Raw genomic sequence first — 23,864 nt, forward strand, 5'->3', positions numbered from 1 at the left:
GCGATTTACAAATCAATCCCTTCCTCGTCGGGTTTAACGACGCGGAGGGGATTTTTTTCATCTGTTTTTAATGTATCGACTTTAAAGAGGTCAGGACATGAGCACTTTAGGCCATCAGTACGATAACTCTCTGGTATCTAACGCGTTTGGTTTTTTACGTCTCCCGATGAACTTCCAGCCGTACGACAGTGACGCTGACTGGGTGATCACCGGCGTGCCGTTTGATATGGCCACGTCAGGCCGTGCTGGTGGCCGTCATGGTCCGGCAGCTATTCGTCAGGTTTCCACTAACCTGGCCTGGGAGCACAACCGCTTCCCGTGGAACTTCGACATGCGCGAGCGCCTGAACGTGGTTGACTGCGGTGACCTGGTGTACGCCTTTGGCGACGCGCACGAGATGAGTGAAAAACTGCAGGCCCATGCCGAAAAACTGCTGGCTGCCGGTAAACGCATGCTCTCCTTCGGGGGTGACCACTTCGTCACGCTGCCGCTGCTGCGTGCTCACGCGAAGCACTTCGGTAAGATGGCGCTGGTGCATTTTGATGCCCATACCGACACCTATGCGAACGGCTGTGAATTCGACCATGGCACCATGTTCTTCACCGCGCCAAACGAAGGTCTGATCGATCCAAACCACTCTGTGCAGATTGGTATTCGTACCGAGTTTGATAAAGATAATGGCTTCACCGTGCTGGATGCCGGCCAGGTGAACGATCGCGGCGTGGATGACATCATCGCTCAGGTAAAACAGATTGTCGGCGATATGCCGGTTTACCTGACCTTCGATATCGACTGCCTGGATCCGGCGTTTGCCCCGGGCACCGGCACGCCGGTGATCGGCGGCCTGACCTCTGACCGCGCCATCAAACTGGTGCGCGGCCTGAAGGATCTGAACATCGTGGGTATGGACGTGGTGGAAGTGGCTCCGGCTTACGACCAGTCAGAGATCACTGCTCTGGCAGCGGCCACCCTCGCGCTGGAGATGCTCTACATCCAGGCCGCGAAAAAAGGCGAATAAGCCTTACGCCCGGATTGCTGCTGCGCGACGCATGCGCAGCAGCAACATGCCTCCTGCCAGCAGGGTGATAACCTGCGAGACGACCAGCACCGAAAAACCTGAGCTGACTGAACCCACCGATTTCATCACCATCCCCATCAGCAGCGGAATAAACGCCGCGCAAATATTCCCAATCCCGTTGATGATCCCGTAGGCACTGCCAACGGCTTCCCGCGCCGCATGATGCTGGATAACCGCCGGAATGGCGGCCCCCTGAAGTCCCCAGAAAATATTGGCAGAGAGCATAAACAGCGCCAGCCAGCCGGGCTGGTGGCTCAGCATCAGCATGACGACGGAACTCGCCGTTAAGATCCCGCCCACCACAAACAGCAGCGGTGCCTGGTCCGGGCGCATTTTGTCGAGCAGCACACCGCCCAGAAACTTTGAGCCAAGACTCAGCAGGAAGGGGATAGCCGCGAGAAAGCCGGTCGCGTGCAGGGAGAAGTGGTGTTCATCGCGCAGCCAGGCCGGAAGCCAGGCGCTGCTGCCCCAGAGATAACTCAGCGTGGCGATTTCAACCAGCAGGATCCAGCCCAGAAGCGGCGTCTGCCAGGCAAGCGTAAAGGTCTGCACAAACCCGGACGTTCGGCGCTTTTCCGTATGTTGAGGGGCCGGCAGGAAACGCCAGATTAACCCTCCACCCAGCGCCAGATTGATCGCCGCGAGGGCATAAAATGAGCCCGCCCAGCCAAGGTGTGCCATCAGCCAGGTGATCAGCGGAAAGCCTACCGCCAGCCCCAGTGAAACGCCCAGCGCGGTAACGGCGTTGGGCTTACCAATTTCCCCGGCGCTAAAGTTATCGCTGATAAAGCGTGTTTTCAGTGAAAAGAGTGGGCCTTCGGCAATGCCCAAAATCAGTCGGGCGATGAGCATGCCCATCAACGACCCCAGCAGTGGCGAGATGGCGCAGACCACGGCCCATATCGCAATGCTGGTTAACAATCCCTGTCGGTAATGTAATTTGCTTTCGATAACTGGAGTCAATAGTAAAGCGGAAAAACCATAACCCAGCAAAAAGCAGGTCATGAGCATTCCTTGTAACATTCTGTTTTCATTTAGCTGAAAATGTTCGGCAAATTCAGGGTTTAAAATCATCACCGAGATATTTACGCGGTCAACGTAGGAAATAATAATGAGCACCAGAAGTGCCAACGTGCCTTGCCATCTTGCCGTCATTTAATCCGCCTTAATCGTGCTGTCTGTTTATATTTTTTATGAACGTTATTGTCACGTAACTAAAATGGTTAACCTGTGAAACTCATTGTTTTAATGGGATAAATTAAATTAAAGTTTCACAGGTGAAACACCAGAGGTATGCGCGTATATAATTTTTAAGGAATAAAAAGAAAAGAAGTCAATCTCTATTTTAAAAAATAAAAGATCATCAAAAAAATGTATTCATTCACGCCTGAATAATGAAAATTTCATATCGCTGCATTTTTTCGTGATCGCTTGCACACTTAGCTAATTAAACCTTGACTGATTAACAAATTCGTCACATTCGCGCTTGACGAAACATTCATCGCTTTTATATTGACCGTATTAAATAAGAAACAGAGTTTCATATATGAAACAAAAGCCTGGAGGATCGTGATGAGCTGGATAGGCGTATGTGACGCAGAACAAGTACAGGAAGATTTCCCTTTTAGCGGTAACGTCGAGGGCAAAGAGATCGGCGTTTATTTGATTGATGGCGAATATTACGCACTGGAAGACGTATGCCCGCACGCTTACGCGCTGCTGAGTCAGGGTTTCGTCGAGGACGGTAAAGTGGAATGTCCGCTGCATGAGGCGGTTTTCGATGTCAAAACCGGCCAGTGCCTGCACGGCCCCGGCGGACGTAACCTCAATCGTTACCCGGTTCGGGTATTTGAAAACCAGATCCAGATTACCTTCGTCGAGGAGACAGTGGCATGAGCGAAAGTCTGAACTTCAACCCGGCGCTGCCGGAAAGCCGTCAGTTTACCCCTCCGGCTGAGGGCGGTAACGGCGCCATCCATAAGCCCGGTGATTACCAGAACCTGATCTGGCAGACCCGCAGCCGCGTACCGGAAAACTGGGAAATCACGCTTATCTCCACGCTGGAAGACCTTTTCGAACAGGGCGCGGAAACCGTGCCGGAACTGGTCAACGGACTGAACGCGGTACGTATGCACGATCAGCAGGGCGAGCCATGGAGCGATGCCAGCTTCCAGGCTTTCTTACAGGTTAACGGCTACTGAGGGCAATGCGATGACGACTACCGTACAAAACTATCTTGATAAAGGTCTGCGCGGCCTCTGGTACCCGGTGCTGGCCAGCTGGGAAGTTCAGTCTGCGCCCGTGGGGATCACCCGTCTGGGCGAACAGATTGTGGTCTGGCGCAACAAAGATGGCCAGGTGCAGGCGCTGGAAGATCGCTGTCCGCACCGTGGTGCGCGTCTGTCGATGGGCTGGAATCTGGGCGATCGTATCGCCTGCTGGTATCACGGCGTGGAAGTGGCGGGTAACGGCGAAGTGAAGGATGTGCCTGCGGTGGATAAATGTCCGCTGGTCGGCCAGCAGTGTGTGCGCAGCTACAACGTGCAGGAAGTGCACGGGGCCATCTTCCTTTGGTTTGGCGTTACCGCCGATCAGCAACCCGACGAACTGAGCTTCCCGGACGAACTGGCTGACACCGACGCCTACAGCAATTTTCTCTGCACCGCCGCGTGGAAATGCAATTACCAGTACGCACTGGAAAACGTGATGGACCCGATGCACGGCACCTATCTGCACTCTTCGTCGCACTCCATGGCGGAAGGGGATCGCAAAGCGGATATGGTTCTGCAGCCGACGAAAACCGGGTTTATCTTCGAGAAAAAAGGCCAGAGCGGCGTCAACTTCGACTGGGTTGAACTGGGCAACAGCGGCACCTACTGGATGCGTTTGTCCATTCCTTATAAGAAGCGTTTCGGGCCGGGCGGTCACTTCTTCATTGTTGGCATGGTGGTGCCGGAAGATAACGATAACTGTCGCGTCTTCTTCTGGCGTATCCGCCGTGTGCAGGGCTGGCAGCGCGATATGTGGCGTTTCATGTACCGTAACCGTCTGGAAAAACTGCACTGGGAAGTCCTTGAGCAGGACCGCGTGGTGCTGGAGAGCATGGCGCCAGATGCACGGGAACACGAATACCTTTACCAGCATGATGTGGGCCTCTCGCGCCTGCGCCGCATGATGCAAAAAGCGGCGAAAGAGCAGCTGGCGGCGCGTGAAGCTCAGCAGGGAGCCGCCTGATGAATGGGCTGCTGAACGGGAAACGCATCGTGGTGACCGGTGCCGCGCGTGGGCTGGGCTTTCATTTCGCGAAAGCCTGCGCAGAGCAGGGCGCGGCGGTGGTGATGTGCGACATCCTTCAGGGCGAGCTGGCTGAAAGCGCGCATGGCTTAAGTGAGAAGGGCTATGCGATTGAATCACACGTTATCGATCTGGCCGATCCGCTCTCCATTTCGCGGGTGTTCAGCACCATTGGCGAACAGGGACCGATCGACGGTCTGGTCAATAACGCGGCGATGGCGACCGGGGTCGGCGGCAAGGACATGCTTGATTACGATCCGGATCTGTGGGACCGGGTGATGAGCGTTAACGTCAAAGGCACCTGGCTGGTTACCCGGGATGCGGTACCGCTGCTGCGCGAAGGGGCAGCCATTGTCAATGTGGCTTCCGATACCGCGCTGTGGGGCGCGCCGCGCCTGATGGCCTACGTGGCCAGCAAGGGCGCCGTGATTGCCATGACCCGTTCAATGGCGCGCGAGCTGGGTGAAAAACGCATTCGTATTAACGCCATCGCCCCGGGCTTAACCCGCGTCGAAGCGACGGAATATGTTCCTGCAGAGCGGCATCAGCTTTACGAAAACGGCCGGGCGCTCACCGGGGCGCAGCAGCCGGAAGACGTCACCGGCAGCGTGGTCTGGCTGTTAAGCGATCTGTCGCGGTTTATCACCGGACAGCTGATTCCGGTCAACGGCGGTTTTGTCTTTAACTGAGGTAAAGCAACTATGGCAAGCGATCACGAAGTGAAGTACCTGGTGCCGGGGCTGGAGCGAGGCTTACAGCTGCTGCTGGCCTTTGGCGAGCAGCACCGTGAACTGACCTTTGCCGAGCTGCACAGGCTGGTCGATATGCCGAAAGCCACCGCCTACCGCGTGGTACAAACGCTGGAATACATGGGTTTTCTGGAGCGCAACACGCGAACCAATACCTTCTCACTTGGCATGAACGTCCTGCGTCTGGGCTTTGAATACATCGCCTCACTGGATGTGGCGCAGGTCGGTCAGCCGGTCATCGAGCAGCTGCGTGACGTCAGCCAGTGCAGCAGTCATCTGGCGATCCGCGACGGGCGCGACATCATCTATATCGCCCGCGTCAGCGCCGCCGGTTCTCGCATCAATCAGGTGAGCATTGGTACCCGTTTGCCGGTGCACTGCACGTCGCTGGGGCGCATGCTGCTGACTGATATTTCGCGAGCCGATTTCGAACAGCTGTTCCCGCACGAGCGTCTGCCGGGCAACACGCCGGGCCAGATCCACGACCGTGAAGCGTTGTGGCAGATGGTGCAGCAGGACAAAGCACGCGGCTATGTGATCGGCGAATCCTTCTTCCGTCATGGCATCTCCTCCATCGTTTATCCGGTGTATGACCGCAGCGGAAGGGTGGCGGCCGTGGTGAGCATTCTGGTGCCTTCGGAGGAGATCCCGCAGACCGATCGCGAGCGCCTGCAAAACGATGTCCGCATGGCGGCGGATAAAATTTCTGGCTTCTTAGGGTATTTGTCACAGGCCAGTTAAATCATCAGGTTAACGCCAGGCGCTTCATTGCGTCGGGCATGTTTTACGCCCAATCTGGGCCAGACGAGGCAACGAACGATGTGTATAACCGGAATTGAAAAGCTGGAATTTGGCGTCGAGAACCTGACGCACTGCGCCAAATTTATGCGTGATTTTGGCCTGACGGGCGATGCCAGCGGCCAGCGTTTTACTACCCTGAGCGGCGCGCGCGTGGAGCTTAATCCTGTCGACAGCCCTGACCTGCCACCAGCGTTTGAAGCAGGAAATACGTTGCGCCGGATGACCTGGGCAGTCGCCACCCGGGACGATCTGAAGGCGCTGCGCCCGAAGCTTGAGAAGCAGCCCGGTTTTCGTGAGGTGGGCGACGCGCTGGAGTGCCGCGATCCGAACGGCATGACCCTGCGCGTACAGGTCAGCCATCAGGTGCCGGTGGAGCTGAACGTCGAGCCGATTAACCAGTGGGGCGATGCCCGCCGTATCGACACGCCAAGCCCGGTCTACGATCGCGCCCAGCCTATTAACGTGGGCCACGTGGTGTTCTTCGTGGAGGAGCTGGCGGCGGTGGAGACGTTCTACCGTGAGGTGCTTGGGTTCCAGGTGTCTGACCGCTACATCAACCGTGCGGTGTTCCTGCGCTGTGGCGTGCGCGGCGGGCATCACAACCTGTTCCTTCTTCAGCTGCCTAACCGTAAGCGGGGTCTGAACCACGTGGCCTTTACCGTACGCGACATTCACGAGGTGATCGGCGGTGGGATAGCGATGAACAAAAACGCCTGGAGCACCTTTATTGGCCCGGGGCGTCATCCGGTCTCCTCGGCCTATTTCTGGTACGTCAACAGCCCAACCGGCGGGGCGTTTGAATACTACACCAACGATGATTACCTCACCGAAAACTGGCAGCCGCGCGAGCTGGAACATTCGCTGGTGTCGTTCACCGAGTGGGCGGTAGAGGGTGGGATTGACCACGACACGCGCCGTCAGCAGAAAAAGCCGGAGGCGGTATGACCTCGCGCATTGTCATTATTGGCGGCGGTCAGGCAGGTGGCTGGGCGGCGAAAACCCTGCGTGACGAAGGCTTCGACGGCGAGATTTGCGTCGTGGCGGAAGAGGCGTGGGATTTCTACGAACGCCCGCCGCTATCCAAGGCTGCGTTACTGGAGCCGGACGCGCCGCTACCGCGTCTCTTTCCTGAAGCGGTGCAACAGGCATTGGACCTGACATGGTGCCGGCCGGTGCGCGCGGAATCTCTCGATCGTCACGCGAAAACGGTGCGTTTAAGCAACGGTGAATACCTTAGTTACAACATTCTTTTAATCGCTACCGGTGGTCGGGCGCGTCTGCCGGGCGATGCATGGGCGGCCCACCCGCAGGTCTATACCCTGCGCCACTGGCAGGACGCACAGCGGCTGAAGGCGCGCCTGGCAGAGAGTCAAAACCTGGCGATTATCGGCGGAGGCTGGATTGGCCTGGAGATTGCGGCCTCCGCGCGTAAATGTGGCGTCGACGTGACGCTGTTTGAGCAGCAGCCCGCGCTGTGCATGCGTTCGGTGAGTGCCGAGGTATCGCTGCAGCTGGAAACACTTCACCGCGAACAGGGCGTGGATATCCGCATCGGCTGCGGAACGCTGGAGCTGGAAGATAACAATGGTCTGCCGGTCATTCACTGTGACGGCCAGCGTGAAACCTTTGATGCCGTGGTCGTCGGGATCGGTGTTGATCTCAATCTGGAGCTGGCGCGCGATGCGGGTCTGCAGACTGAGCGCGGGATCGTGGTGGACGCTCAGGGGCGAACGTCGGATCCGTTTATTTTTGCTGCCGGTGATGTGGCCCAGCACCATCACTATGGGCTGTGCATTCAGTCGTGGGCCTTTGCCCAGAATCAGGCGGTTGCCACGGCAAAGGCGATGCTCAATCCCGATGCCCCCGACTATGACGACGCGCCGTGGCTGTGGTCGGATCAATACCAGCACAACATTCAGATCCTCGGTATTCCGCAGGCCGGCTGCACAACCCTTGCCCGGGATAATGCGCTGTTTTTCTCACTGGATGAAAACGGACGGCTGACCCAGCTGGTGGCGTTCAACGATGCGCGTACCGTCAAGCTTGCGAAGCGCTGGATGGCTGCCGGAAGGGATCTGTCCGATGTGCCGCTGGCTGACCCGACTTTTTCACTGATGTCATTGCGATAGCTAACCCGCACCCGTAGGGGGAGACATGACCACATTTGAGACTAACACCGCGCCGGTTGAGGCAAGCGGTGAGGGCACCCGCACGCCCGAAAAAGCGGTGCGCTGGGCCATCCCGCTGTCATTGCTGGCCTGCGTGCTGCTGGCATTTTTCGACAAAATCAGCATTGCGGCGCTCTTTTCCGACAGCCATTTTCAGCAGGCGATGGGCATTGATTTTGACACCACGCGCCTCGGCATTCTGATGAGCGCCTTTCTGCTGAGCTACGGCTTCTCATCGGTCTTTTTAAGCGGACTGGGGGACAAGATTGCACCGCTTCGCCTGCTCACCGGCATGATGGTGGTGTGGTGCGTGCTGATGGTGGCCATGGGGTTTACCCATAACTACACGGTCATGATCGTCCTGCGCATTTTGCTGGGCGTGGCAGAAGGGCCGCTGTTTCCGCTGGCGTTTGCCATTGTGCGGCATAACTTCCCGCAGCATCTGCAGGCGCGAGCCACCATGTTGTGGCTGCTGGGTACCCCGGTAGGCGCGGCGATTGGTTTCCCTCTCTCTATCTGGCTACTGAATGCCTTCGGCTGGCAGAGCACCTTCTTTGTGATGGCGATGCTCACCGTGCCGGTGCTGGTGTTCGTGCGCATCGGTCTGCGCGGGATCCGTCTGGGTGCCAAACCGGCTGCGGATCGCGAATCACAAGATGAACGACGTGCCGCGCGGCGCGAGCTGTTTGTCAGCCCGCACTTCTGGATTATCTGCATCTTTAACATCGCGTTTCTCACCTACCTGTGGGGAATCAATGGCTGGCTGCCGGGTTACCTGATTAAAGGGAAAAGCATTCATCTTGAACACGCGGGCTGGCTGTCGTCGATGCCGTTTATTGCCATGCTGGCGGGTGAGGTGATTGGCGCATGGCTTTCTGACCGGGTCGATAAACGCGCGGTGGCCTGCTTTATCTCGATGGCTGGCGCGGGATTAGGCCTGACGGCGGTCATGCATCTTGATACCCCGCTGGCCGTTATCGCGGCGATGAGCTTTAGCACCTTTATGTGGGGCACCGGTGCGCCGAACATTTTCGCACTGCTGGCGAAGGCTACCCATCCCCGGGTGAGCGCGACGGCGGGCGGTATTTTCAACGGGCTGGGAAACTTTGCGGGCGCGCTGTCGCCGGCGGTGATGGGCGCGTTGATCGCCTTCACCCACAGCATGGATTCCGGGCTGATTTTTCTGGCGGTGATGGCGGCGGTGGGCTGCGTCCTGTTACTGCCGCTGCTGAGACGTTACTGAGGAGAGTGTCATGACTGATTCAACCGTAACTGCAAAACCAGGCATTAAACCTGACCATCTGACCATGGAAGAGTGGGTCGAGTCGCGCATTGCGCGCTTTGAAGGGCGTAAATATGACTGGAACGCGCTGAAGTTCCAGGCCGATTTCGATCCTAAATACCGCCGTGCGCAGATGCGCTACATCGGTACCGGGGCGACGGGCGTGGCAAGCGATACCAATACCGTGCCGGCTGAGCACTTTACCTTCTCCACCATGGTGCTGCCGTCGAAGTGCGAGGGACCATTGCATCTGCATGACGACGTGGAAGAGGTGTTCTTCATGCTTAAAGGGCAGATCACGCTGATGATCCAGGACGGCGATCACTACACCGAAACCGTGCTGCGCGAACGCGATCTGATCTCCGTTCCGCCGGGCATCTATCGCGGTCTGTTCAATCATGGTGAAGAAGAGGCGCTGATGTGCGTGATGCTCGGCACCAACAAGCCGGAAATCCCGACCTATCCGGCCGATCACCCGCTGTCGAAAGTGAAGCGGAACTAAGGGGGCGCGATGACGGGCTTTCGTGAACAGGGAAGCGGCATCCCGTTGATGCTGCTCCACGGCATCAGCTCCGGCGCTGCCTCCTGGCATAAACAGATGGCGCTGAACGGTTTTCGCGTGCTGGCGTGGGACATGCCCGGTTATGGCGAAAGCCCGATGCTGGCAACTGAGCGCGCCAACGCGGGGGATTACGCCGACGCGCTGGCGGCCATGCTGGACCGCGCGGGCGTCAGGCAGGTCGTTCTGGTCGGGCATTCGCTTGGGGCGCTGGTGGCAAGCGCCTTTGCGGCGAAGTATCCCGAACGCGTGCTGCATCTGGTGCTGGCCGATGCCGCGCAGGGTTACGGCCAGGCCGAGCCGGCGCAGCGCGAGCAGGTCTGGCGTAATCGGGAGCAGCAGATGGCGCTTGGGGGCGAGATCCTGGCGCAAACCCGGGCCGCTAAATTATTACGCCCGGGCGCGCGTGAGGACGATATTGCCACCGTTGCGGCGGGCATGCGCAAACTTCGCCCGGAAGGCTACCTCGCTGCCGCATGGATGCTGGCACATGACGATATTCACGGCTGGCTGAAGCGTTACGCCGGTGATTTTGAAGTCTGGTGCGGCGAGCAGGACGCCATTACCCAGCCTGAGCTGGTTCAGGGGCTGGCGCTACGTTACGGCATGCCGTTTACCGCGATTCCCCTGGCCGGGCACGCCAGCTATCTCGATAACGACGCGTTTTTTAATCAACAGCTTTTACGTATCAACGAAGAGGTGCGCGATGAATGCACAAATTGACGGGCGCGTAGCGGTAGTCACCGGCGGTTCTTCTGGCATTGGTTTTGAAACACTGCGCTTGCTGCTGGGCGAGGGGGCAAAAGTGGCGTTCTGTGGCCGCGACCCGGACCGGCTTGCCAGCGCGCATGCGTCGCTGCAAAACGAATTCCCTGATGGCGAGATTTTCTCTCACCGCTGCGACGTGCTGGACGCAGACCAGGTTCAGACCTTTGCCCAGGCCGTTAAGTCCCGCTTTGGCGGGACAGACTTGCTGATTAATAACGCCGGACAGGGGTATGTGGCGCACTTCAATGACACCCCGCGCGAGGCCTGGCTGCATGAAGCCGAACTGAAACTGTTTGGGGTGATTAACCCCGTGCAGGCTTTTCAGGCGCAGCTGGAGCAATCGGATATTGCCTCCATTACCTGCGTGAACTCGCTGCTGGCGCTGCAGCCAGAGGAACACATGATTGCCACCTCCGCAGCACGTGCCGCGCTGCTCAATATGACGCTCACGCTCTCGAAAGAGCTGGTGAGTAAGGGTATCCGCGTGAATTCCATTTTGCTTGGCATGGTGGAATCCGGCCAGTGGCGGCGTCGCTTTGAGAACCGGGCGGATAAAAGTCAGAGCTGGCCGCAGTGGACGGCGGATATCGCCCGCAAACGCGGCATTCCGATGGCGCGTCTCGGTAAGCCACAGGAGCCTGCGCAGGCTCTGCTGTTCCTCGCTTCGCCGCTGGCTTCGTTTACCACCGGTGCGGCGCTGGACGTTTCCGGCGGCTTCTGCCGTCATCTGTAAGGACACATCATGAAAAAAATCATGTTAATCGGCTACGGTGCCATGGCGCAGGCGGTCATTGAGCGTCTGCCCGAGCAGGTGGCCATCGGCTGGATCGTGGCGCGCGGGACGCATCATGCCGCGATTCGCCAGCAGTTTGGCGATGCGGTGGTGGCACTGACCTCGCCCGCATTATGTACGGATACTCCCGATCTGGTGCTGGAATGTGCCAGCCAGCAGGCGGTGGCGCAGTACGGGGAAGCAATTTTACGCCGTGGATGGCATCTGGCGGTGATCTCCACCGGCGCGCTGGCAGACAGCGCGCTGGAACAGCGTCTGCTTAACGCAGGCGGAAAGCTGACGTTGCTCTCCGGGGCGGTGGCGGGCATTGATGGCCTGGCGGCAGCAAAAGAGGGCGGGCTTGAGAAGGTGACCTACCAGTCGCGTAAAAGCCCGGCCAGCTGGCGCGGCAGCTATGCCGAGCAGCTTATCGATCTTAACGCTGTGTCCGAGGCGCAGATCTTCTTTGAAGGCAGCGCACGCGAAGCGGCACGACTGTTTCCGGCCAACGCCAACGTGGCGGCGACCGTGGCACTTGGCGGCGTGGGGATGGATGACACCCGCGTGCAACTGATGGTGGACCCGGCCACTCAACGCAATACCCACACGCTGCACGTCGAAGGGATGTTTGGCGAGTTCCATCTGGAGCTGAGCGGGCTACCGCTTGCCAGCAACCCCAAAACCTCCACCCTGGCGGCACTCAGCGCGGTTCGCGCCTGCCGTGAACTGACGCAGCGCTGAGGAGCGACGATGGACGATCTTAACATTTTCATTGGCGGCAACTGGCGGCGTGGCGGTGGTAACCTGATGCAGAGCCATTTCCCGGCAGACGGTGCGGTGAACGCCACGCTCCACGCGGCAAGCCTGGAGGATCTGCAGGAGGCTATCGACGCCGGAGAGCGCGCGTGGCGCGATCCTGCCTGGCGTAACAGCCTGCCGCATGCGCGTGCGAAGATCCTGCATAAGGTGGCGGTTCTGATCGAATCCCGCGTCGATGAACTGGCCCGCATGCAGAGTCGCGACAACGGTAAACCGCTGGCGGAAGCGCGGGGTCTGGTGATGAGCGCGGCAGGCACGGCGCGTTATTTTGCCGCCGCCTGCGAGCTGCTGGAAGGTGAACTGCCGACACCACGCCAGCCTGATGTGCTTACCCTCAGCCGATATGAACCGCTCGGCGTGGTGGCAGCTATCACGCCCTGGAATTCCCCCATTGCCAGCGAAATGCAGAAAGTGGCGCCGGCCATTGCTGCCGGTAACGCGGTGGTTCTCAAACCAGCCGAAGCCACCCCGCTGATGGCGCTGGAGCTGGCGCGTATTTTTGAGCAGGCAGGCTTACCCGCCGGGCTGCTGAGCGTGCTGCCGGGCAAAGGCTCGGTGATTGGCGATGCGCTGGCGCGTCACCCGAAAGTGCGAAAAATCTCCTTTACCGGTGGCACCACCACGGGCCGTCATCTGGCGCACGTGGCGGCGGAAAAATTGATCCCGGCCTCGCTGGAACTGGGCGGTAAATCCCCGACCATCGTGCTGGAAGATGCCGACGTTGAGCTGGCTGCGCGCGGGATCTGCTACGGCATTTTCAGCTCGGCAGGTCAGGCCTGTATTGCCGGTTCGCGGCTCTTTATCCATGAGCGCCTTTACGCCCCACTGATGGCGAGGCTGCTCGAGTTAACGCGCGGCCTGCGGGTCGGGCATCCCTTTACCGACGGCACCCATGTGGGACCGCTGATTAACGACGCGCACCGCAAGAGCGTGCAGGCTTACGTTGAACTGGCAAAGCGTGAAGGGGGCCGCGTGCTGTGTGGCGGGGAGATCCCTGCCGATCCACTGCTGGCAAACGGCAGTTACTTCCAGCCCACCATCATCGAAGGCCTGACCAACAGCGCGCGCGCCTGTCAGGAGGAGATCTTCGGCCCGGTGCTGGTGGCGATGCCCTTTAGCGATGAAGCCGCGTTGATCCGTGAGGCGAATGACTCCGTTTATGGCCTTGCCGCCGGGATCTGGACGCGGGATACCGGGCGCGCCCTGCGCCTGAGCGAGCAGCTTGAAGCGGGCACGGTGTGGATAAACACCTACAAAGTGTTTGCAATTTCGACCCCGTTCGGGGGCTTTAAAGAGAGCGGTCTGGGCCGCGAAAAGGGCATTCAGGGGCTGAAAGCCTGGATGCAGCAAAAGAGCATTTATCTGGCGACGGGTAACAGCGTCAACCACTGGTGCGACTGAGAAAGGGTGAGTAATGAGCGAAATGATAACCGTCGGCGACGCCATCGCCAGAACGCTGGAGCAGTATCAGGTTGAGGCCATCTACGGCGTCATCTCCATCCACAATTTACCCATCGCCGATGCGGTAGGGCAGCGCGGGAATATTCGCTTTGTACCCGCACGTGGCGAAGCGGGGTCGGTCACCATGGCCGATGCCCACGGCCGTTTTTCCGGGCTCGGTGTGGCGCTGACCAGTACCGGCGCCGGGGCGGGTAACGCCGTCGGCGCGCTGGTGGAAGCCATGAATGCCTGTACGCCGCTGCTGCACATCACCGGTCAGGTGGAAAAAGCCTGGCTGGATGCCGACACCGGCTTTATCCACGAAACCCGCGACCAGCTGACCTTCCTGAAGGCCAGCTCAAAACGGGCATACCGCATCAGCAACGCAAACCAGGCGATAGCGATCCTTCACAAGGCCATTCAGGAGGCGCAAACTCCGCCCTGCGGGCCGGTTTCCGTGGAGATCCCGATTGATATTCAGGGGGCGAAAATCCCCGTGTCGCTGATCACCGCTCCGGTGAAACCCACGTCGGTTTCCGCAGTTGATACGACAGTGGTCGACACGCTGTGGGCGCAGCTTAAACAGGCCAGACAGCCGCTGCTGTGGCTGGGGGGCGGAGCGCTCGGTAGCGCTGATGCGGTAAAAAAACTGGCGGATGCGGGAGTGACGGTTATCTCCAGCACCCACGCGCGCGGCGTGCTGCCGGACAGCCATCGCGCCAGCCTGCGGGCGTTTCATAACTCGCCGTCAGTTGAGGCGTTGATCGCCCAGTGCGACTTTACGCTGGTCGCCGGCTCACGCCTGCGCAGCAACGAAACCCGCTCGTGGACGCTTGAATTACCGCATCCCCGCGTCCAGATTGATATCGATCCCGCGGCGGCGAGCCGCAACTATCTGATGGACACAACCCTTGTGGCGGACTGCGCGGCGCTGTTAACCGCGCTGGCGGCTAAAGCGCAGGGGCGTGAATGGGGCGATGCACAGTGGGATACACAGGTGCAGCAGGCGCTGGCGAAAGCCGTTGCGGGACTGCGTGAGCAGTGCGGTGCTTATGCGAAGCTCAACGACGCCATCGAGAACGCGCTGCCGCAAGATGGCCTGCTGGTCCGTGATATCACCGTATCCGGAAGCCTGTGGGGCAGCCGTTTGTTCCGCGCCAACGGACCGCTGATGAACATTCACTCGCTGGCAGGCGCCATCGGCATGGGGCTACCGATGGCGATTGGCACGGCGATTGCCAACCCGCAACGCAAAGTGGTGGGGCTGGTGGGCGATGGTGGCGTAAGCCTGAATCTGGGCGAGATGGCAACGCTGGCGCAGGAGAAGGCCAACGTGACGCTGCTGGTGATGAACGACGGCGGTTACGGCGTCATGCGCGGCATTCAGGATAAGTATTTCGGCGGGCGTCAGTATTATAACGAGCTGCATACCCCGGACTTTACGCAGCTGGCGCATGCGATGGGGTTACAGGCGTGGAGCGTCGAACGGGCGGAGGATTTTGAGGCGGTGATGACCGAAGCGCTTGCCATGCCAGGACCGTCGGTAGTGGAAGTGCGGATGGGACAGATTGGCGCGCTGAAGTTTGCCGGGCCGCCGCAGAAGACGTTGTACTAAGCGTGTTTACCCTCACTCCAGCCCTCTCCCTTAGGGAGAAGGGCGGGTGAGGGGCTTAATCAGAACACGTTAAACGGGTATTCCACGTACGCGCGGATCTCATCCCCGCCCACGTTATAGTCGCTGGCGTTGCTGGACACGCGCAGGACGGAGTAACGGAGTTTCAGTTTCAGATCTTTAGCCGGGCCGTCCTGCACCTGATACTGGATCTGGTTAAACCACTCATGCTCTTTACCGTTGCTGGTTTCAGAGGTCTTGATGTTGTCGCCACGCACGTAAGCTGTGGTCCAGCTCAGACCCGGTAAGCCCAGACCGCCGAAGTCCAGCGCGTAAGAAGCCTGCCAGGAGCGCTCGTCTTCGCCGTTGAAATCAGACCAGTAGGAGTTCGCCAGCCAGATGGTATTGCCGCCGTCACCTACGCCACCCTGATCGCGATAGCTGCCATAGTGATAGCCGGTGCTGCCGCTGCTCTGCTGATACGCCACCTTGAAGGTATGAATATCCCAGATGTAGCTTGCCGCCAGGCTCCAGATGCTATTGCTGCGTCCGGTATCAAGGCTGTCTGCGTAGCGCTGATCCAGGCGTGAGTTATAGCCGTTGAAATCGAGCACCAGCTGTTGCCCGGTGCTGAACGGCTGTTTGAAGTTCATTCCCAGGTACTGCTTGTTCATCACCTCTTCCACATGAGAGGCATACAGCGCACCGCTGAACTGGTCGTTGAACTGGTAGCTCGCACCGCCGAAGGAGAGGCTCTTCAGGCCACTGTCGTGGCGGTCGTCACTTTTGCGCTGCTCATCGGTGAAGTAACCGGCGTTCACTTCCAGACCCACGATCTCTTTTGAGGTCAGCATGGTGCCGGTAAAGCTTTCAAACAGCAGACGGGAATTGTCGGCATTAACAATCGGTAATTCCGGACGCTGGTTACCGTAGCTCAGCACGGTATTGGAGATACGCATTTTTGCTGTGGCGCCAAATTTCGCCAGATCGGATTTAGCCCGGCCATCGTCTTCCTGTTTAAAGAAGTCAATGCCGCCCGCGCCGCTCTTTCCACGACCGCCGTCCAGACGCACGCCATACTGGGCAATGCCGTCCACACCAAAGCCAACCAGCCCTTCGGTATAGCCGGATTCAAACGTGGCAACGATGCCCTGACCCCATTCGGCTTTGTCCTGCTGGCCCTGATGATAATCACGACTGATATACGCATTGCGTAAAAACAGATCTAAATGGCTGTCGTCAACAAACCCTTTGCTGTCGGATTGCTGGCTTGCAACGGCGGGTAATGCGGCGAATAAACTTAACGCAATTAATGATAATTCTTTTTTCACGGAGGGAACGTCTCTGTCTTAATATTGTAAATTGAATTACTGCGAGCTCGATAATTACCCGAATGGTAAATGATTGCAATAATTATGTGACGAGACGTTTCAGGGCGATAAGCCAGTGTTTGCGCGGCTTAGAAAGGTACTAAAGTACTATTACCGATATGTGCGGTTAAATTAACAATTCATGCGAAATAAAAAGGAGGCAAATATGCCTCCTTTCGAATTATTTAATTCCGTCTGCGGCCATACGGTCGCGAATATGCTGTGCGCGCTCTTCTGATGCCGGGTGGTCATCAAACATGGAGCTCTGGCGACCGGCTTCCAGTTTGGCCAGTTTTTCGAAGCTGGTGGCTAAACCTGATGGATTAATGCCACGTTTGCGCAACAGATCGTAGGAGTAGTCATCCGCTTCGGATTCCTGACGCTGCGAGAACTGAGAGTTAACCAGCTTTTCACCCACATCGCCAAGCTGCGACTGTGACAGGCTGCCGACGATACCGCCCGTAGACGCCGCCGCGGCGCGGATGGCGTTAGTGCCTAACGCAACCTGCATGCCTTTCTTCACGTGGCCAAGTGCAACGTGGCCCATTTCATGGCCGATAACCGCTTCAACTTCGTTGTCGGTCATCATATCCATCAGCCCGCTGTAAACGCGGATGCAGCCGTTCGCCATCGCGAAGGCGTTTACATCTTTGGCCATGTACACCTTATAGTTCACCGGCTGGCCATTAATGTTATCACCCAGCGCGGAGGCTATCTTATTCAGACGCTGCGTGTAGGTACTATTGGCCGGGGCAAGCGTGGCTTTTCCGTCCATATCTTTACAGGCCTGGTCGCTCAGCGCTTTAACCTGTGCGTCGCTCAGGGAGTAGGCCTGAAAGGCTTCTGCGCCTGAGGACATCAGGCCGTTAGAATCCATATTCTGACAGCCGCTCAGCAGGAGCGTTGTACCCAGGGCCAGCACTATTGCACGCATTTTCATGATGTCGCTTCCGTACTCGTTAATCTGAATAAAATCTGAAAAGTGCACCGGCAACGAAGCCGGGGTCGGGCTAAGTATAAGGAATATCTACGGGGCCGGGCGAGCAGATTGCGCAACATGCGAGCATGATCCAGAGATTTCTTAAGCTGCAAAAGAATGCTCCATGTACATGACATGCCGCTTGGGTTACATTGTTGGCACTTTTTTCCGGCGTAGCCCAAAACGCGCTGTCGTCAAGGGCATGGCCTTTAACAGTCCGATCTGGAGTTAAAATGTCCTCACGTAAAGAGCTTGCTAATGCTATTCGTGCGCTGAGCATGGACGCAGTACAGAAAGCCAAATCCGGCCACCCGGGCGCCCCTATGGGGATGGCTGATATCGCCGAAGTCCTGTGGCGCGATTTCCTGAACCACAACCCGCAGAACCCTTCCTGGGCTGACCGCGACCGTTTCGTGCTGTCTAATGGCCACGGCTCAATGCTGATCTATAGCCTGCTGCACCTCACTGGCTACGATCTGCCAATTGAAGAGCTGAAAAACTTCCGCCAGCTGCACTCCAAAACGCCAGGTCACCCGGAAGTGGGTTACACCGCAGGTGTAGAAACCACCACCGGCCCGCTGGGTCAGGGTATTGCTAACGCGGTGGGTATGGCGATTGCCGAGAAAACCCTGGCCGCGCAGTTCAACCGTCCAGGTCATGACATTGTTGACCACTTCACCTACGCATTCATGGGCGACGGCTGCATGATGGAAGGCATTTCTCACGAAGTGTGCTCCCTGGCAGGTACCCTGAAGCTGGGCAAACTGGTTGCGTTCTATGACGACAACGGCATCTCCATCGACGGTCACGTTGAAGGCTGGTTCACTGACGACACCGCGAAGCGTTTCGAAGCTTACGGCTGGCACGTTGTGCGTGGCGTTGACGGTCACGATGCTGACTCGATTAAACGTGCAGTAGAAGAAGCGCGCGCAGTGACGGACAAGCCGTCACTGCTGATGTGCAAAACCATCATTGGTTTCGGTTCTCCAAACAAAGCGGGTACCCACGATTCCCACGGTGCGCCACTGGGCGACGCGGAAATCGCACTGACGCGCGAAGCGCTGGGCTGGAAATATCCTGCTTTCGAAATCCCATCTGAAATTTACGCGCAGTGGGATGCTAAAGAAGTGGGTCAGGCGAAAGAATCCGCATGGAACGAGAAGTTCGCTGCCTATGCGAAAGCCTTCCCACAGGAAGCGGCTGAATTTACCCGTCGTATGAAGGGTGACATGCCGTCTGACTTCGACGCCAAAGCGAACGAGTTCATTGCTAAACTGCAGGCGAACCCATCCAAAATCGCCAGCCGTAAAGCCTCTCAAAATGCGATTGAAGCGTTCGGTCCGCTGCTGCCAGAATTCCTGGGCGGCTCCGCTGACCTGGCGCCATCTAACCTGACAATCTGGTCTGGTTCTAAAGCAATCAACGAAGACACTGCAGGTAACTACATCCACTACGGTGTGCGTGAATTCGGTATGACTGCGATTGCGAACGGTATCTCCCTGCACGGTGGTTTCCTGCCGTACACCTCTACCTTCCTGATGTTTGTCGAGTACGCGCGTAACGCCGTGCGTATGGCTGCGCTGATGAAACAGCGTCAGGTGATGGTCTACACCCACGACTCCATCGGTCTGGGCGAAGATGGTCCAACTCACCAGCCGGTAGAGCAGGTGGCTTCCCTGCGCGTGACGCCAAACATGAGCACATGGCGTCCATGTGACCAGGTTGAGTCCGCCGTGGCGTGGAAATACGGTGTTGAGCGTCAGGACGGTCCAACTGCACTGATCCTCTCCCGTCAGAACCTGGCACAGCAGGAGCGTACTCCAGAGCAGCTGGCGAACATCGCCCGTGGTGGTTACGTGCTGAAAGATTGCGCGGGTCAGCCAGAGCTGATCTTCATCGCGACCGGTTCTGAAGTTGAGCTGGCTGTTGCCGCATGGGAAAAACTGTCTGCCGAAGGCGTTAAAGCGCGCGTGGTTTCCATGCCGTCTACCGATGCGTTCGACAAGCAGGATGCCGCCTACCGCGAATCCGTACTGCCTAAAGCCGTTACCGCGCGCGTGGCAGTAGAAGCAGGTATCGCTGACTACTGGTTCAAATATGTGGGCCTGAACGGCGCAATCGTCGGCATGACCACCTTCGGTGAATCTGCTCCGGCAGAGCTGCTGTTCGAAGAGTTCGGCTTCACCGTTGAAAACGTTGTCGCGAAAGCAAAAGAACTGCTGTAATTGTTTGTAGGGGAGGGGAGCGAGCCCCTGTCCATGCTCTCACTGAGAAGAGGGCGCAAACACCCTAAACGGTAACCTTTGGGTTACCGTTTTGTTTTTTCACGCTATCCGCCTTATATGTCCACTATTCCTCAAACATGTAACGTTCCTGTGAATTATTCCATCCAAAATGTGACGCAAGTCATATAGCGCGCTTATTGCTCTGGACAGACATTCCTTTTATTCACTGATTCGCTTATTCTAGCTGAAGCGTTTCAGTCGATTAAATGTTCGACAATTGACCAATCAATCGCAGTTTGTGACAGCAAGGATTCCCCTTCGGGCGTAGCTGGATTACTCTTTCAGCCACCTCAAACTCAGGGATAGCTTTGCAGGAGATCTATGACCGTACGCGTAGCGATTAATGGCTTCGGTCGCATCGGGCGTAACGTGGTTCGTGCTTTATATGAATCCGGGCGTCGGGCGGAAATAACCGTGGTGGCTATCAACGAACTGGCGGATGCTGCGGGCATGGCGCATTTGTTGAAATATGACACCAGCCACGGACGCTTTGCCTGGGATGTTCGCCAGGAAAGAGATCAGCTGTTTGTCGGCGACGATGCCATCCGCGTGCTGCATGAGAGCAGTATTGCCGGGCTACCGTGGCGTGAACTGGGTGTGGATATCGTACTTGACTGTACTGGCGTATACGGTAACCGCGAGCATGGCGAAGCGCATCTGACAGCAGGTGCGAAAAAAGTCCTGTTTTCCCATCCTGGCAGCAACGACCTCGACGCGACCGTCGTATTTGGCGTGAATCAGCATGAGCTGCAAGCCGAACACCGCATTGTTTCCAACGCCTCCTGCACCACCAACTGCATTATTCCGGTCATCAAACTGTTAGACGATGCGTATGGCATTGAATCCGGCACTGTAACCACGATTCATTCAGCGATGCACGATCAACAGGTGATTGACGCCTACCATCCGGACTTACGACGCACGCGAGCCGCGAGCCAGTCAATCATTCCGGTGGACACAAAACTGGCGGCAGGTATCACCCGTTTTTTCCCGCAGTTTAATGATCGTTTTGAAGCAATTGCCGTACGTGTACCGACGATTAACGTCACCGCAATTGACCTGAGCGTGACGGTGAAAAAACCGGTAAAAGCCTGTGAAGTCAACCTGTTGCTGCAAAAAGCGGCACAGGGGGCATTTCATGGTATAGTTGACTATACGGAATTACCGTTGGTCTCAGTAGATTTTAACCACGACCCGCACAGCGCCATTGTCGATGGCACTCAAACGCGCGTCAGTGGCGCACACCTTATCAAGACGCTGGTCTGGTGTGATAACGAATGGGGCTTTGCTAACCGAATGCTCGACACCACGTTAGCAATGGCCGCTCAAGGTTTCAGGTAAGACGCATCGTGCGTCTGCAAAACTTTAAGAATCAACGAGAGGATTCACCATGTCTGTAATTAAGATGACCGATCTGGATCTGGCTGGTAAACGCGTTTTCATCCGTGCTGATCTGAACGTACCGGTTAAAGATGGCAAAGTGACCAGCGACGCGCGTATCCGTGCATCTCTGCCAACCATCGAACTGGCTCTGAAGCAGGGCGCTAAAGTGATGGTGACCTCCCACCTGGGTCGTCCAACTGAAGGCGAGTACAATGAAGAGTTCTCTCTGCTGCCAGTTGTTAATTACCTGAAAGACAAACTGTCCAACCCGGTTCGCCTGGTAAAAGATTACCTGGACGGCGTAGACATCGCTGCCGGTGAACTGGTTGTTCTGGAAAACGTTCGCTTCAACAAAGGCGAAAAGAAAGACGACGAAGCGCTGTCCAAAAAATACGCTGCTCTGTGTGACGTATTCGTGATGGACGCCTTCGGTACTGCTCACCGTGCGCAGGCTTCAACCCACGGTATCGGTAAATTCGCAGACGTCGCGTGTGCCGGTCCTCTGCTGGCTGCTGAGCTGGACGCACTGGGTAAAGCGCTGAAAGAACCTGCTCGTCCAATGGTTGCAATCGTTGGTGGTTCTAAAGTTTCTACCAAACTGACCGTACTGGATTCGCTGTCTAAAATCGCTGACCAGCTGATCGTTGGTGGTGGTATCGCGAACACCTTCGTGGCGGCACAAGGCCATAACGTCGGTAAGTCCCTGTACGAAGCGGATCTGGTTGACGAAGCAAAACGTCTGCTGACCACCTGCGATATCCCGGTTCCAACGGATGTTCGCGTCGCGACTGAGTTCTCTGAAACAGCGGCTGCGACCCTGAAATCTGTTAACGACATCAAAGATGATGAGCAGATTCTGGACCTGGGCGACGTTTCTGCACAGAAACTGGCTGAAATCCTGAAAAACGCAAAAACTATCCTGTGGAATGGTCCTGTTGGCGTGTTCGAATTCCCGAACTTCCGCAAAGGTACTGAAATCGTTGCTAACGCTATCGCAGACAGCGAAGCGTTCTCTATCGCAGGCGGCGGTGATACGCTGGCAGCAATCGACCTGTTCGGTATTTCTGACAAGATCTCCTACATCTCCACTGGTGGCGGCGCATTCCTCGAGTTCGTGGAAGGCAAAGTACTGCCAGCAGTAGCAATGCTCGAAGAGCGCGCTAAGAAGTAAGCCATTCAAGGGCAGGGAAACCTGCCCAATTTTCAGCGCGCTTTAAGAGCTCGCACCTTTTCTAACGGCCGAAGATACAGGACTAAGCAACATGTCTAAAATTTTTGATTTCGTAAAACCTGGCGTGATCACTGGTGATGACGTTCAGAAAGTGTTCCAGGTAGCTAAAGAAAACAACTTCGCTCTGCCAGCAGTTAACTGCGTTGGTACCGACTCCATTAACGCCGTACTGGAAGCTGCTGCAAAAGTTAAAGCACCGGTTATCGTTCAGTTCTCTAACGGTGGCGCAGCATTCATCGCTGGTAAAGGCGTGAAAACTGACGTTCCTCAGGGCGCGGCAATCCTGGGCGCAATCTCTGGTGCGCACCATGTACACCAGATGGCTGAACACTACGGTGTTCCGGTTATCCTGCACACTGACCACTGCGCGAAGAAACTGCTGCCGTGGATCGACGGTCTGCTGGACGCGGGTGAAAAACACTTCGCAGCGACCGGTAAGCCACTGTTCTCTTCTCACATGATCGACCTGTCTGAAGAGTCCCTGCACGAAAACATCGAAATCTGCTCTAAGTACCTGGCGCGCATGGCCAAAATGGACATGACCCTGGAAATCGAACTGGGTTGCACCGGTGGTGAAGAAGACGGCGTGGACAACAGCCATATGGACGCTTCTGCACTGTATACCCAGCCAGAAGACGTTGATTACGCTTACACCGAGCTGAGCAAAATCAGCCCACGCTTCACCATCGCAGCGTCCTTCGGTAACGTACACGGCGTTTACAAACCAGGTAACGTGGTTCTGACCCCAACTATTCTGCGTGATTCTCAGGAATACGTTTCTAAGAAACACAACCTGCCGCACAACAGCCTGAACTTCGTCTTCCACGGCGGTTCCGGTTCTTCTGCTCAGGAAATCAAAGACTCCGTAAGCTACGGCGTAGTGAAAATGAACATCGATACCGACACCCAGTGGGCAACATGGGACGGTATCCTGCAGTACTACAAAACGAACGAAGCTTACCTGCAGGGCCAGCTGGGCAACCCGAAAGGCGAAGACCAGCCGAACAAGAAATACTACGATCCACGTGTATGGCTGCGTGCTGCGCAGACTTCCATGGTGGCGCGTCTGGAGCAGGCTTTCAAAGAACTGAACGCGGTTGACGTTCTGTAATTTAAGCTCCTCATAGCATCAGAAGGCCCGCGAATGCGGGCCTTTTTTTATGCTTTTTCAATGGTCTGCCCGGCCCGTTTATGTGATCTGTTTGGCAAAACCGGTCCTTTTTGTTTACCCTTTACTGACCTGCCTGTCTCCATGGGGGATGGATTTTGTGTTT

General features: G+C 57.0%; 22 protein-coding genes. 19 read left to right on the plus strand and 3 right to left on the minus strand.

Annotation, left to right across the window (positions count from 1 at the left end; genetic code table 11):
* Positions 1-97 precede the first annotated feature (97 nt).
* Entirely contained in the window at positions 98-1,018 is a 921-nt protein-coding gene (gene speB / locus BJP35_RS17910) for an agmatinase (protein WP_047743616.1), read from the plus strand.
* A gap of 3 nt (positions 1,019-1,021) precedes the next feature.
* Here the strand turns inward: speB and BJP35_RS17915 are convergent, their stop codons facing one another.
* The gene (locus BJP35_RS17915; protein ID WP_047743614.1) at positions 1,022-2,233 is read right to left on the minus strand and encodes an MFS transporter; all 1,212 of its coding nucleotides are present in this window, start codon (positions 2,231-2,233) and stop codon (positions 1,022-1,024) included.
* A gap of 417 nt (positions 2,234-2,650) precedes the next feature.
* On the opposite strand from BJP35_RS17915, the gene BJP35_RS17920 reads away from it, so the two are divergent.
* From BJP35_RS17920 to BJP35_RS17985, 14 genes are all read left to right on the plus strand, one after another.
* On the plus strand, positions 2,651-2,974 hold the full coding sequence (locus BJP35_RS17920) for a non-heme iron oxygenase ferredoxin subunit (protein ID WP_013098654.1): 324 nt from the start codon (positions 2,651-2,653) through the stop codon (positions 2,972-2,974).
* On the plus strand, positions 2,971-3,279 hold the full coding sequence (locus tag BJP35_RS17925) for a recombinase-like helix-turn-helix domain-containing protein (RefSeq protein WP_014171555.1): 309 nt from the start codon (positions 2,971-2,973) through the stop codon (positions 3,277-3,279). The genes BJP35_RS17920 and BJP35_RS17925 overlap by 4 nt, the downstream gene beginning before the upstream one ends.
* A gap of 10 nt (positions 3,280-3,289) precedes the next feature.
* Positions 3,290-4,312: an aromatic ring-hydroxylating dioxygenase subunit alpha gene (locus tag BJP35_RS17930; RefSeq protein ID WP_020883703.1), complete on the plus strand. Its 1,023-nt coding sequence runs from the start codon at positions 3,290-3,292 to the stop codon at positions 4,310-4,312.
* Positions 4,312-5,061 (plus strand): SDR family oxidoreductase, encoded by a 750-nt coding sequence (locus tag BJP35_RS17935; RefSeq protein ID WP_063156838.1) that lies wholly within the window; start codon positions 4,312-4,314, stop codon positions 5,059-5,061. The genes BJP35_RS17930 and BJP35_RS17935 overlap by 1 nt, the downstream gene beginning before the upstream one ends.
* A gap of 12 nt (positions 5,062-5,073) precedes the next feature.
* Positions 5,074-5,862: an IclR family transcriptional regulator gene (locus tag BJP35_RS17940; protein WP_020883705.1), complete on the plus strand. Its 789-nt coding sequence runs from the start codon at positions 5,074-5,076 to the stop codon at positions 5,860-5,862.
* A 78-nt stretch (positions 5,863-5,940) separates the two neighbouring features.
* Positions 5,941-6,867 (plus strand): VOC family protein, encoded by a 927-nt coding sequence (locus BJP35_RS17945; protein ID WP_086463457.1) that lies wholly within the window; start codon positions 5,941-5,943, stop codon positions 6,865-6,867.
* Complete coding sequence (locus BJP35_RS17950) at positions 6,864-8,051, plus strand: NAD(P)/FAD-dependent oxidoreductase (protein ID WP_086463458.1); 1,188 nt, start codon at positions 6,864-6,866, stop codon at positions 8,049-8,051. The genes BJP35_RS17945 and BJP35_RS17950 overlap by 4 nt, the downstream gene beginning before the upstream one ends.
* A gap of 25 nt (positions 8,052-8,076) precedes the next feature.
* A complete protein-coding gene (locus BJP35_RS17955; protein ID WP_086463459.1) occupies positions 8,077-9,333 on the plus strand; it encodes an MFS transporter in 1,257 nt (418 codons plus the stop codon).
* Between the two features lie 10 nt (positions 9,334-9,343).
* Positions 9,344-9,874, plus strand: a complete 531-nt coding sequence (locus tag BJP35_RS17960) for a cupin domain-containing protein (protein ID WP_014171547.1) — start codon at positions 9,344-9,346, stop codon at positions 9,872-9,874.
* A gap of 9 nt (positions 9,875-9,883) precedes the next feature.
* On the plus strand, positions 9,884-10,654 hold the full coding sequence (locus BJP35_RS17965) for an alpha/beta fold hydrolase (RefSeq protein WP_047956080.1): 771 nt from the start codon (positions 9,884-9,886) through the stop codon (positions 10,652-10,654).
* A complete protein-coding gene (locus BJP35_RS17970) occupies positions 10,638-11,432 on the plus strand; it encodes an SDR family oxidoreductase (protein ID WP_063214047.1) in 795 nt (264 codons plus the stop codon). The genes BJP35_RS17965 and BJP35_RS17970 overlap by 17 nt, the downstream gene beginning before the upstream one ends.
* A gap of 9 nt (positions 11,433-11,441) precedes the next feature.
* A complete protein-coding gene (locus tag BJP35_RS17975; RefSeq protein WP_086463460.1) occupies positions 11,442-12,212 on the plus strand; it encodes an aspartate dehydrogenase in 771 nt (256 codons plus the stop codon).
* 9 nt (positions 12,213-12,221) lie between these two features.
* A complete protein-coding gene (locus BJP35_RS17980) occupies positions 12,222-13,691 on the plus strand; it encodes an aldehyde dehydrogenase (RefSeq protein ID WP_086463461.1) in 1,470 nt (489 codons plus the stop codon).
* Between the two features lie 13 nt (positions 13,692-13,704).
* On the plus strand, positions 13,705-15,345 hold the full coding sequence (locus BJP35_RS17985; protein WP_086463462.1) for a thiamine pyrophosphate-binding protein: 1,641 nt from the start codon (positions 13,705-13,707) through the stop codon (positions 15,343-15,345).
* A gap of 59 nt (positions 15,346-15,404) precedes the next feature.
* On the opposite strand, the gene BJP35_RS17990 is transcribed toward BJP35_RS17985, so the two are convergent.
* Positions 15,405-16,673 (minus strand): OprD family outer membrane porin, encoded by a 1,269-nt coding sequence (locus tag BJP35_RS17990; protein WP_086463463.1) that lies wholly within the window; start codon positions 16,671-16,673, stop codon positions 15,405-15,407.
* Positions 16,674-16,893: 220 nt separating this feature from the next.
* A complete protein-coding gene (locus tag BJP35_RS17995; RefSeq protein WP_020883714.1) occupies positions 16,894-17,652 on the minus strand; it encodes a M48 family metallopeptidase in 759 nt (252 codons plus the stop codon).
* A gap of 272 nt (positions 17,653-17,924) precedes the next feature.
* Between BJP35_RS17995 and tkt the strand changes: the two genes are divergently transcribed.
* The 4 genes from tkt to fbaA all read left to right on the plus strand — a co-directional run bounded on the left by tkt (position 17,925) and on the right by fbaA (position 23,701).
* Positions 17,925-19,916: a transketolase gene (gene tkt, locus BJP35_RS18000; RefSeq protein ID WP_020883715.1), complete on the plus strand. Its 1,992-nt coding sequence runs from the start codon at positions 17,925-17,927 to the stop codon at positions 19,914-19,916.
* A gap of 381 nt (positions 19,917-20,297) precedes the next feature.
* Positions 20,298-21,317 carry an erythrose-4-phosphate dehydrogenase gene (epd, locus tag BJP35_RS18005; protein ID WP_014171537.1) on the plus strand — a complete coding sequence of 340 codons (1,020 nt, stop codon included), beginning with the start codon at positions 20,298-20,300 and terminating at the stop codon, positions 21,315-21,317.
* Between the two features lie 49 nt (positions 21,318-21,366).
* Positions 21,367-22,530 carry a phosphoglycerate kinase gene (gene pgk / locus BJP35_RS18010; protein WP_020883716.1) on the plus strand — a complete coding sequence of 388 codons (1,164 nt, stop codon included), beginning with the start codon at positions 21,367-21,369 and terminating at the stop codon, positions 22,528-22,530.
* A 91-nt stretch (positions 22,531-22,621) separates the two neighbouring features.
* A complete protein-coding gene (fbaA, locus tag BJP35_RS18015; protein ID WP_014171535.1) occupies positions 22,622-23,701 on the plus strand; it encodes a class II fructose-bisphosphate aldolase in 1,080 nt (359 codons plus the stop codon).
* Positions 23,702-23,864 lie beyond the last annotated feature (163 nt).

It is taken from the genome of Enterobacter sp. J49 (assembly GCF_002148625.1).
GTDB lineage: Bacteria > Pseudomonadota > Gammaproteobacteria > Enterobacterales > Enterobacteriaceae > Enterobacter > Enterobacter ludwigii.

What these genes read in the sequence shown, in the direction of transcription:
- speB (WP_047743616.1), top strand. Translation starts at nt 98, where the DNA reads ATGAGCACTTTAGGCCATCAGTACGATAACTCTCTGGTATCTAACGCG.
- BJP35_RS17915 (WP_047743614.1), bottom strand. Translation starts at nt 2,233, where the DNA reads ATGACGGCAAGATGGCAAGGCACGTTGGCACTTCTGGTGCTCATTATT.
- BJP35_RS17920 (WP_013098654.1), top strand. Translation starts at nt 2,651, where the DNA reads ATGAGCTGGATAGGCGTATGTGACGCAGAACAAGTACAGGAAGATTTC.
- BJP35_RS17925 (WP_014171555.1), top strand. Translation starts at nt 2,971, where the DNA reads ATGAGCGAAAGTCTGAACTTCAACCCGGCGCTGCCGGAAAGCCGTCAG.
- BJP35_RS17930 (WP_020883703.1), top strand. Translation starts at nt 3,290, where the DNA reads ATGACGACTACCGTACAAAACTATCTTGATAAAGGTCTGCGCGGCCTC.
- BJP35_RS17935 (WP_063156838.1), top strand. Translation starts at nt 4,312, where the DNA reads ATGAATGGGCTGCTGAACGGGAAACGCATCGTGGTGACCGGTGCCGCG.
- BJP35_RS17940 (WP_020883705.1), top strand. Translation starts at nt 5,074, where the DNA reads ATGGCAAGCGATCACGAAGTGAAGTACCTGGTGCCGGGGCTGGAGCGA.
- BJP35_RS17945 (WP_086463457.1), top strand. Translation starts at nt 5,941, where the DNA reads ATGTGTATAACCGGAATTGAAAAGCTGGAATTTGGCGTCGAGAACCTG.
- BJP35_RS17950 (WP_086463458.1), top strand. Translation starts at nt 6,864, where the DNA reads ATGACCTCGCGCATTGTCATTATTGGCGGCGGTCAGGCAGGTGGCTGG.
- BJP35_RS17955 (WP_086463459.1), top strand. Translation starts at nt 8,077, where the DNA reads ATGACCACATTTGAGACTAACACCGCGCCGGTTGAGGCAAGCGGTGAG.
- BJP35_RS17960 (WP_014171547.1), top strand. Translation starts at nt 9,344, where the DNA reads ATGACTGATTCAACCGTAACTGCAAAACCAGGCATTAAACCTGACCAT.
- BJP35_RS17965 (WP_047956080.1), top strand. Translation starts at nt 9,884, where the DNA reads ATGACGGGCTTTCGTGAACAGGGAAGCGGCATCCCGTTGATGCTGCTC.
- BJP35_RS17970 (WP_063214047.1), top strand. Translation starts at nt 10,638, where the DNA reads ATGAATGCACAAATTGACGGGCGCGTAGCGGTAGTCACCGGCGGTTCT.
- BJP35_RS17975 (WP_086463460.1), top strand. Translation starts at nt 11,442, where the DNA reads ATGAAAAAAATCATGTTAATCGGCTACGGTGCCATGGCGCAGGCGGTC.
- BJP35_RS17980 (WP_086463461.1), top strand. Translation starts at nt 12,222, where the DNA reads ATGGACGATCTTAACATTTTCATTGGCGGCAACTGGCGGCGTGGCGGT.
- BJP35_RS17985 (WP_086463462.1), top strand. Translation starts at nt 13,705, where the DNA reads ATGAGCGAAATGATAACCGTCGGCGACGCCATCGCCAGAACGCTGGAG.
- BJP35_RS17995 (WP_020883714.1), bottom strand. Translation starts at nt 17,652, where the DNA reads ATGAAAATGCGTGCAATAGTGCTGGCCCTGGGTACAACGCTCCTGCTG.
- tkt (WP_020883715.1), top strand. Translation starts at nt 17,925, where the DNA reads ATGTCCTCACGTAAAGAGCTTGCTAATGCTATTCGTGCGCTGAGCATG.
- epd (WP_014171537.1), top strand. Translation starts at nt 20,298, where the DNA reads ATGACCGTACGCGTAGCGATTAATGGCTTCGGTCGCATCGGGCGTAAC.
- pgk (WP_020883716.1), top strand. Translation starts at nt 21,367, where the DNA reads ATGTCTGTAATTAAGATGACCGATCTGGATCTGGCTGGTAAACGCGTT.
- fbaA (WP_014171535.1), top strand. Translation starts at nt 22,622, where the DNA reads ATGTCTAAAATTTTTGATTTCGTAAAACCTGGCGTGATCACTGGTGAT.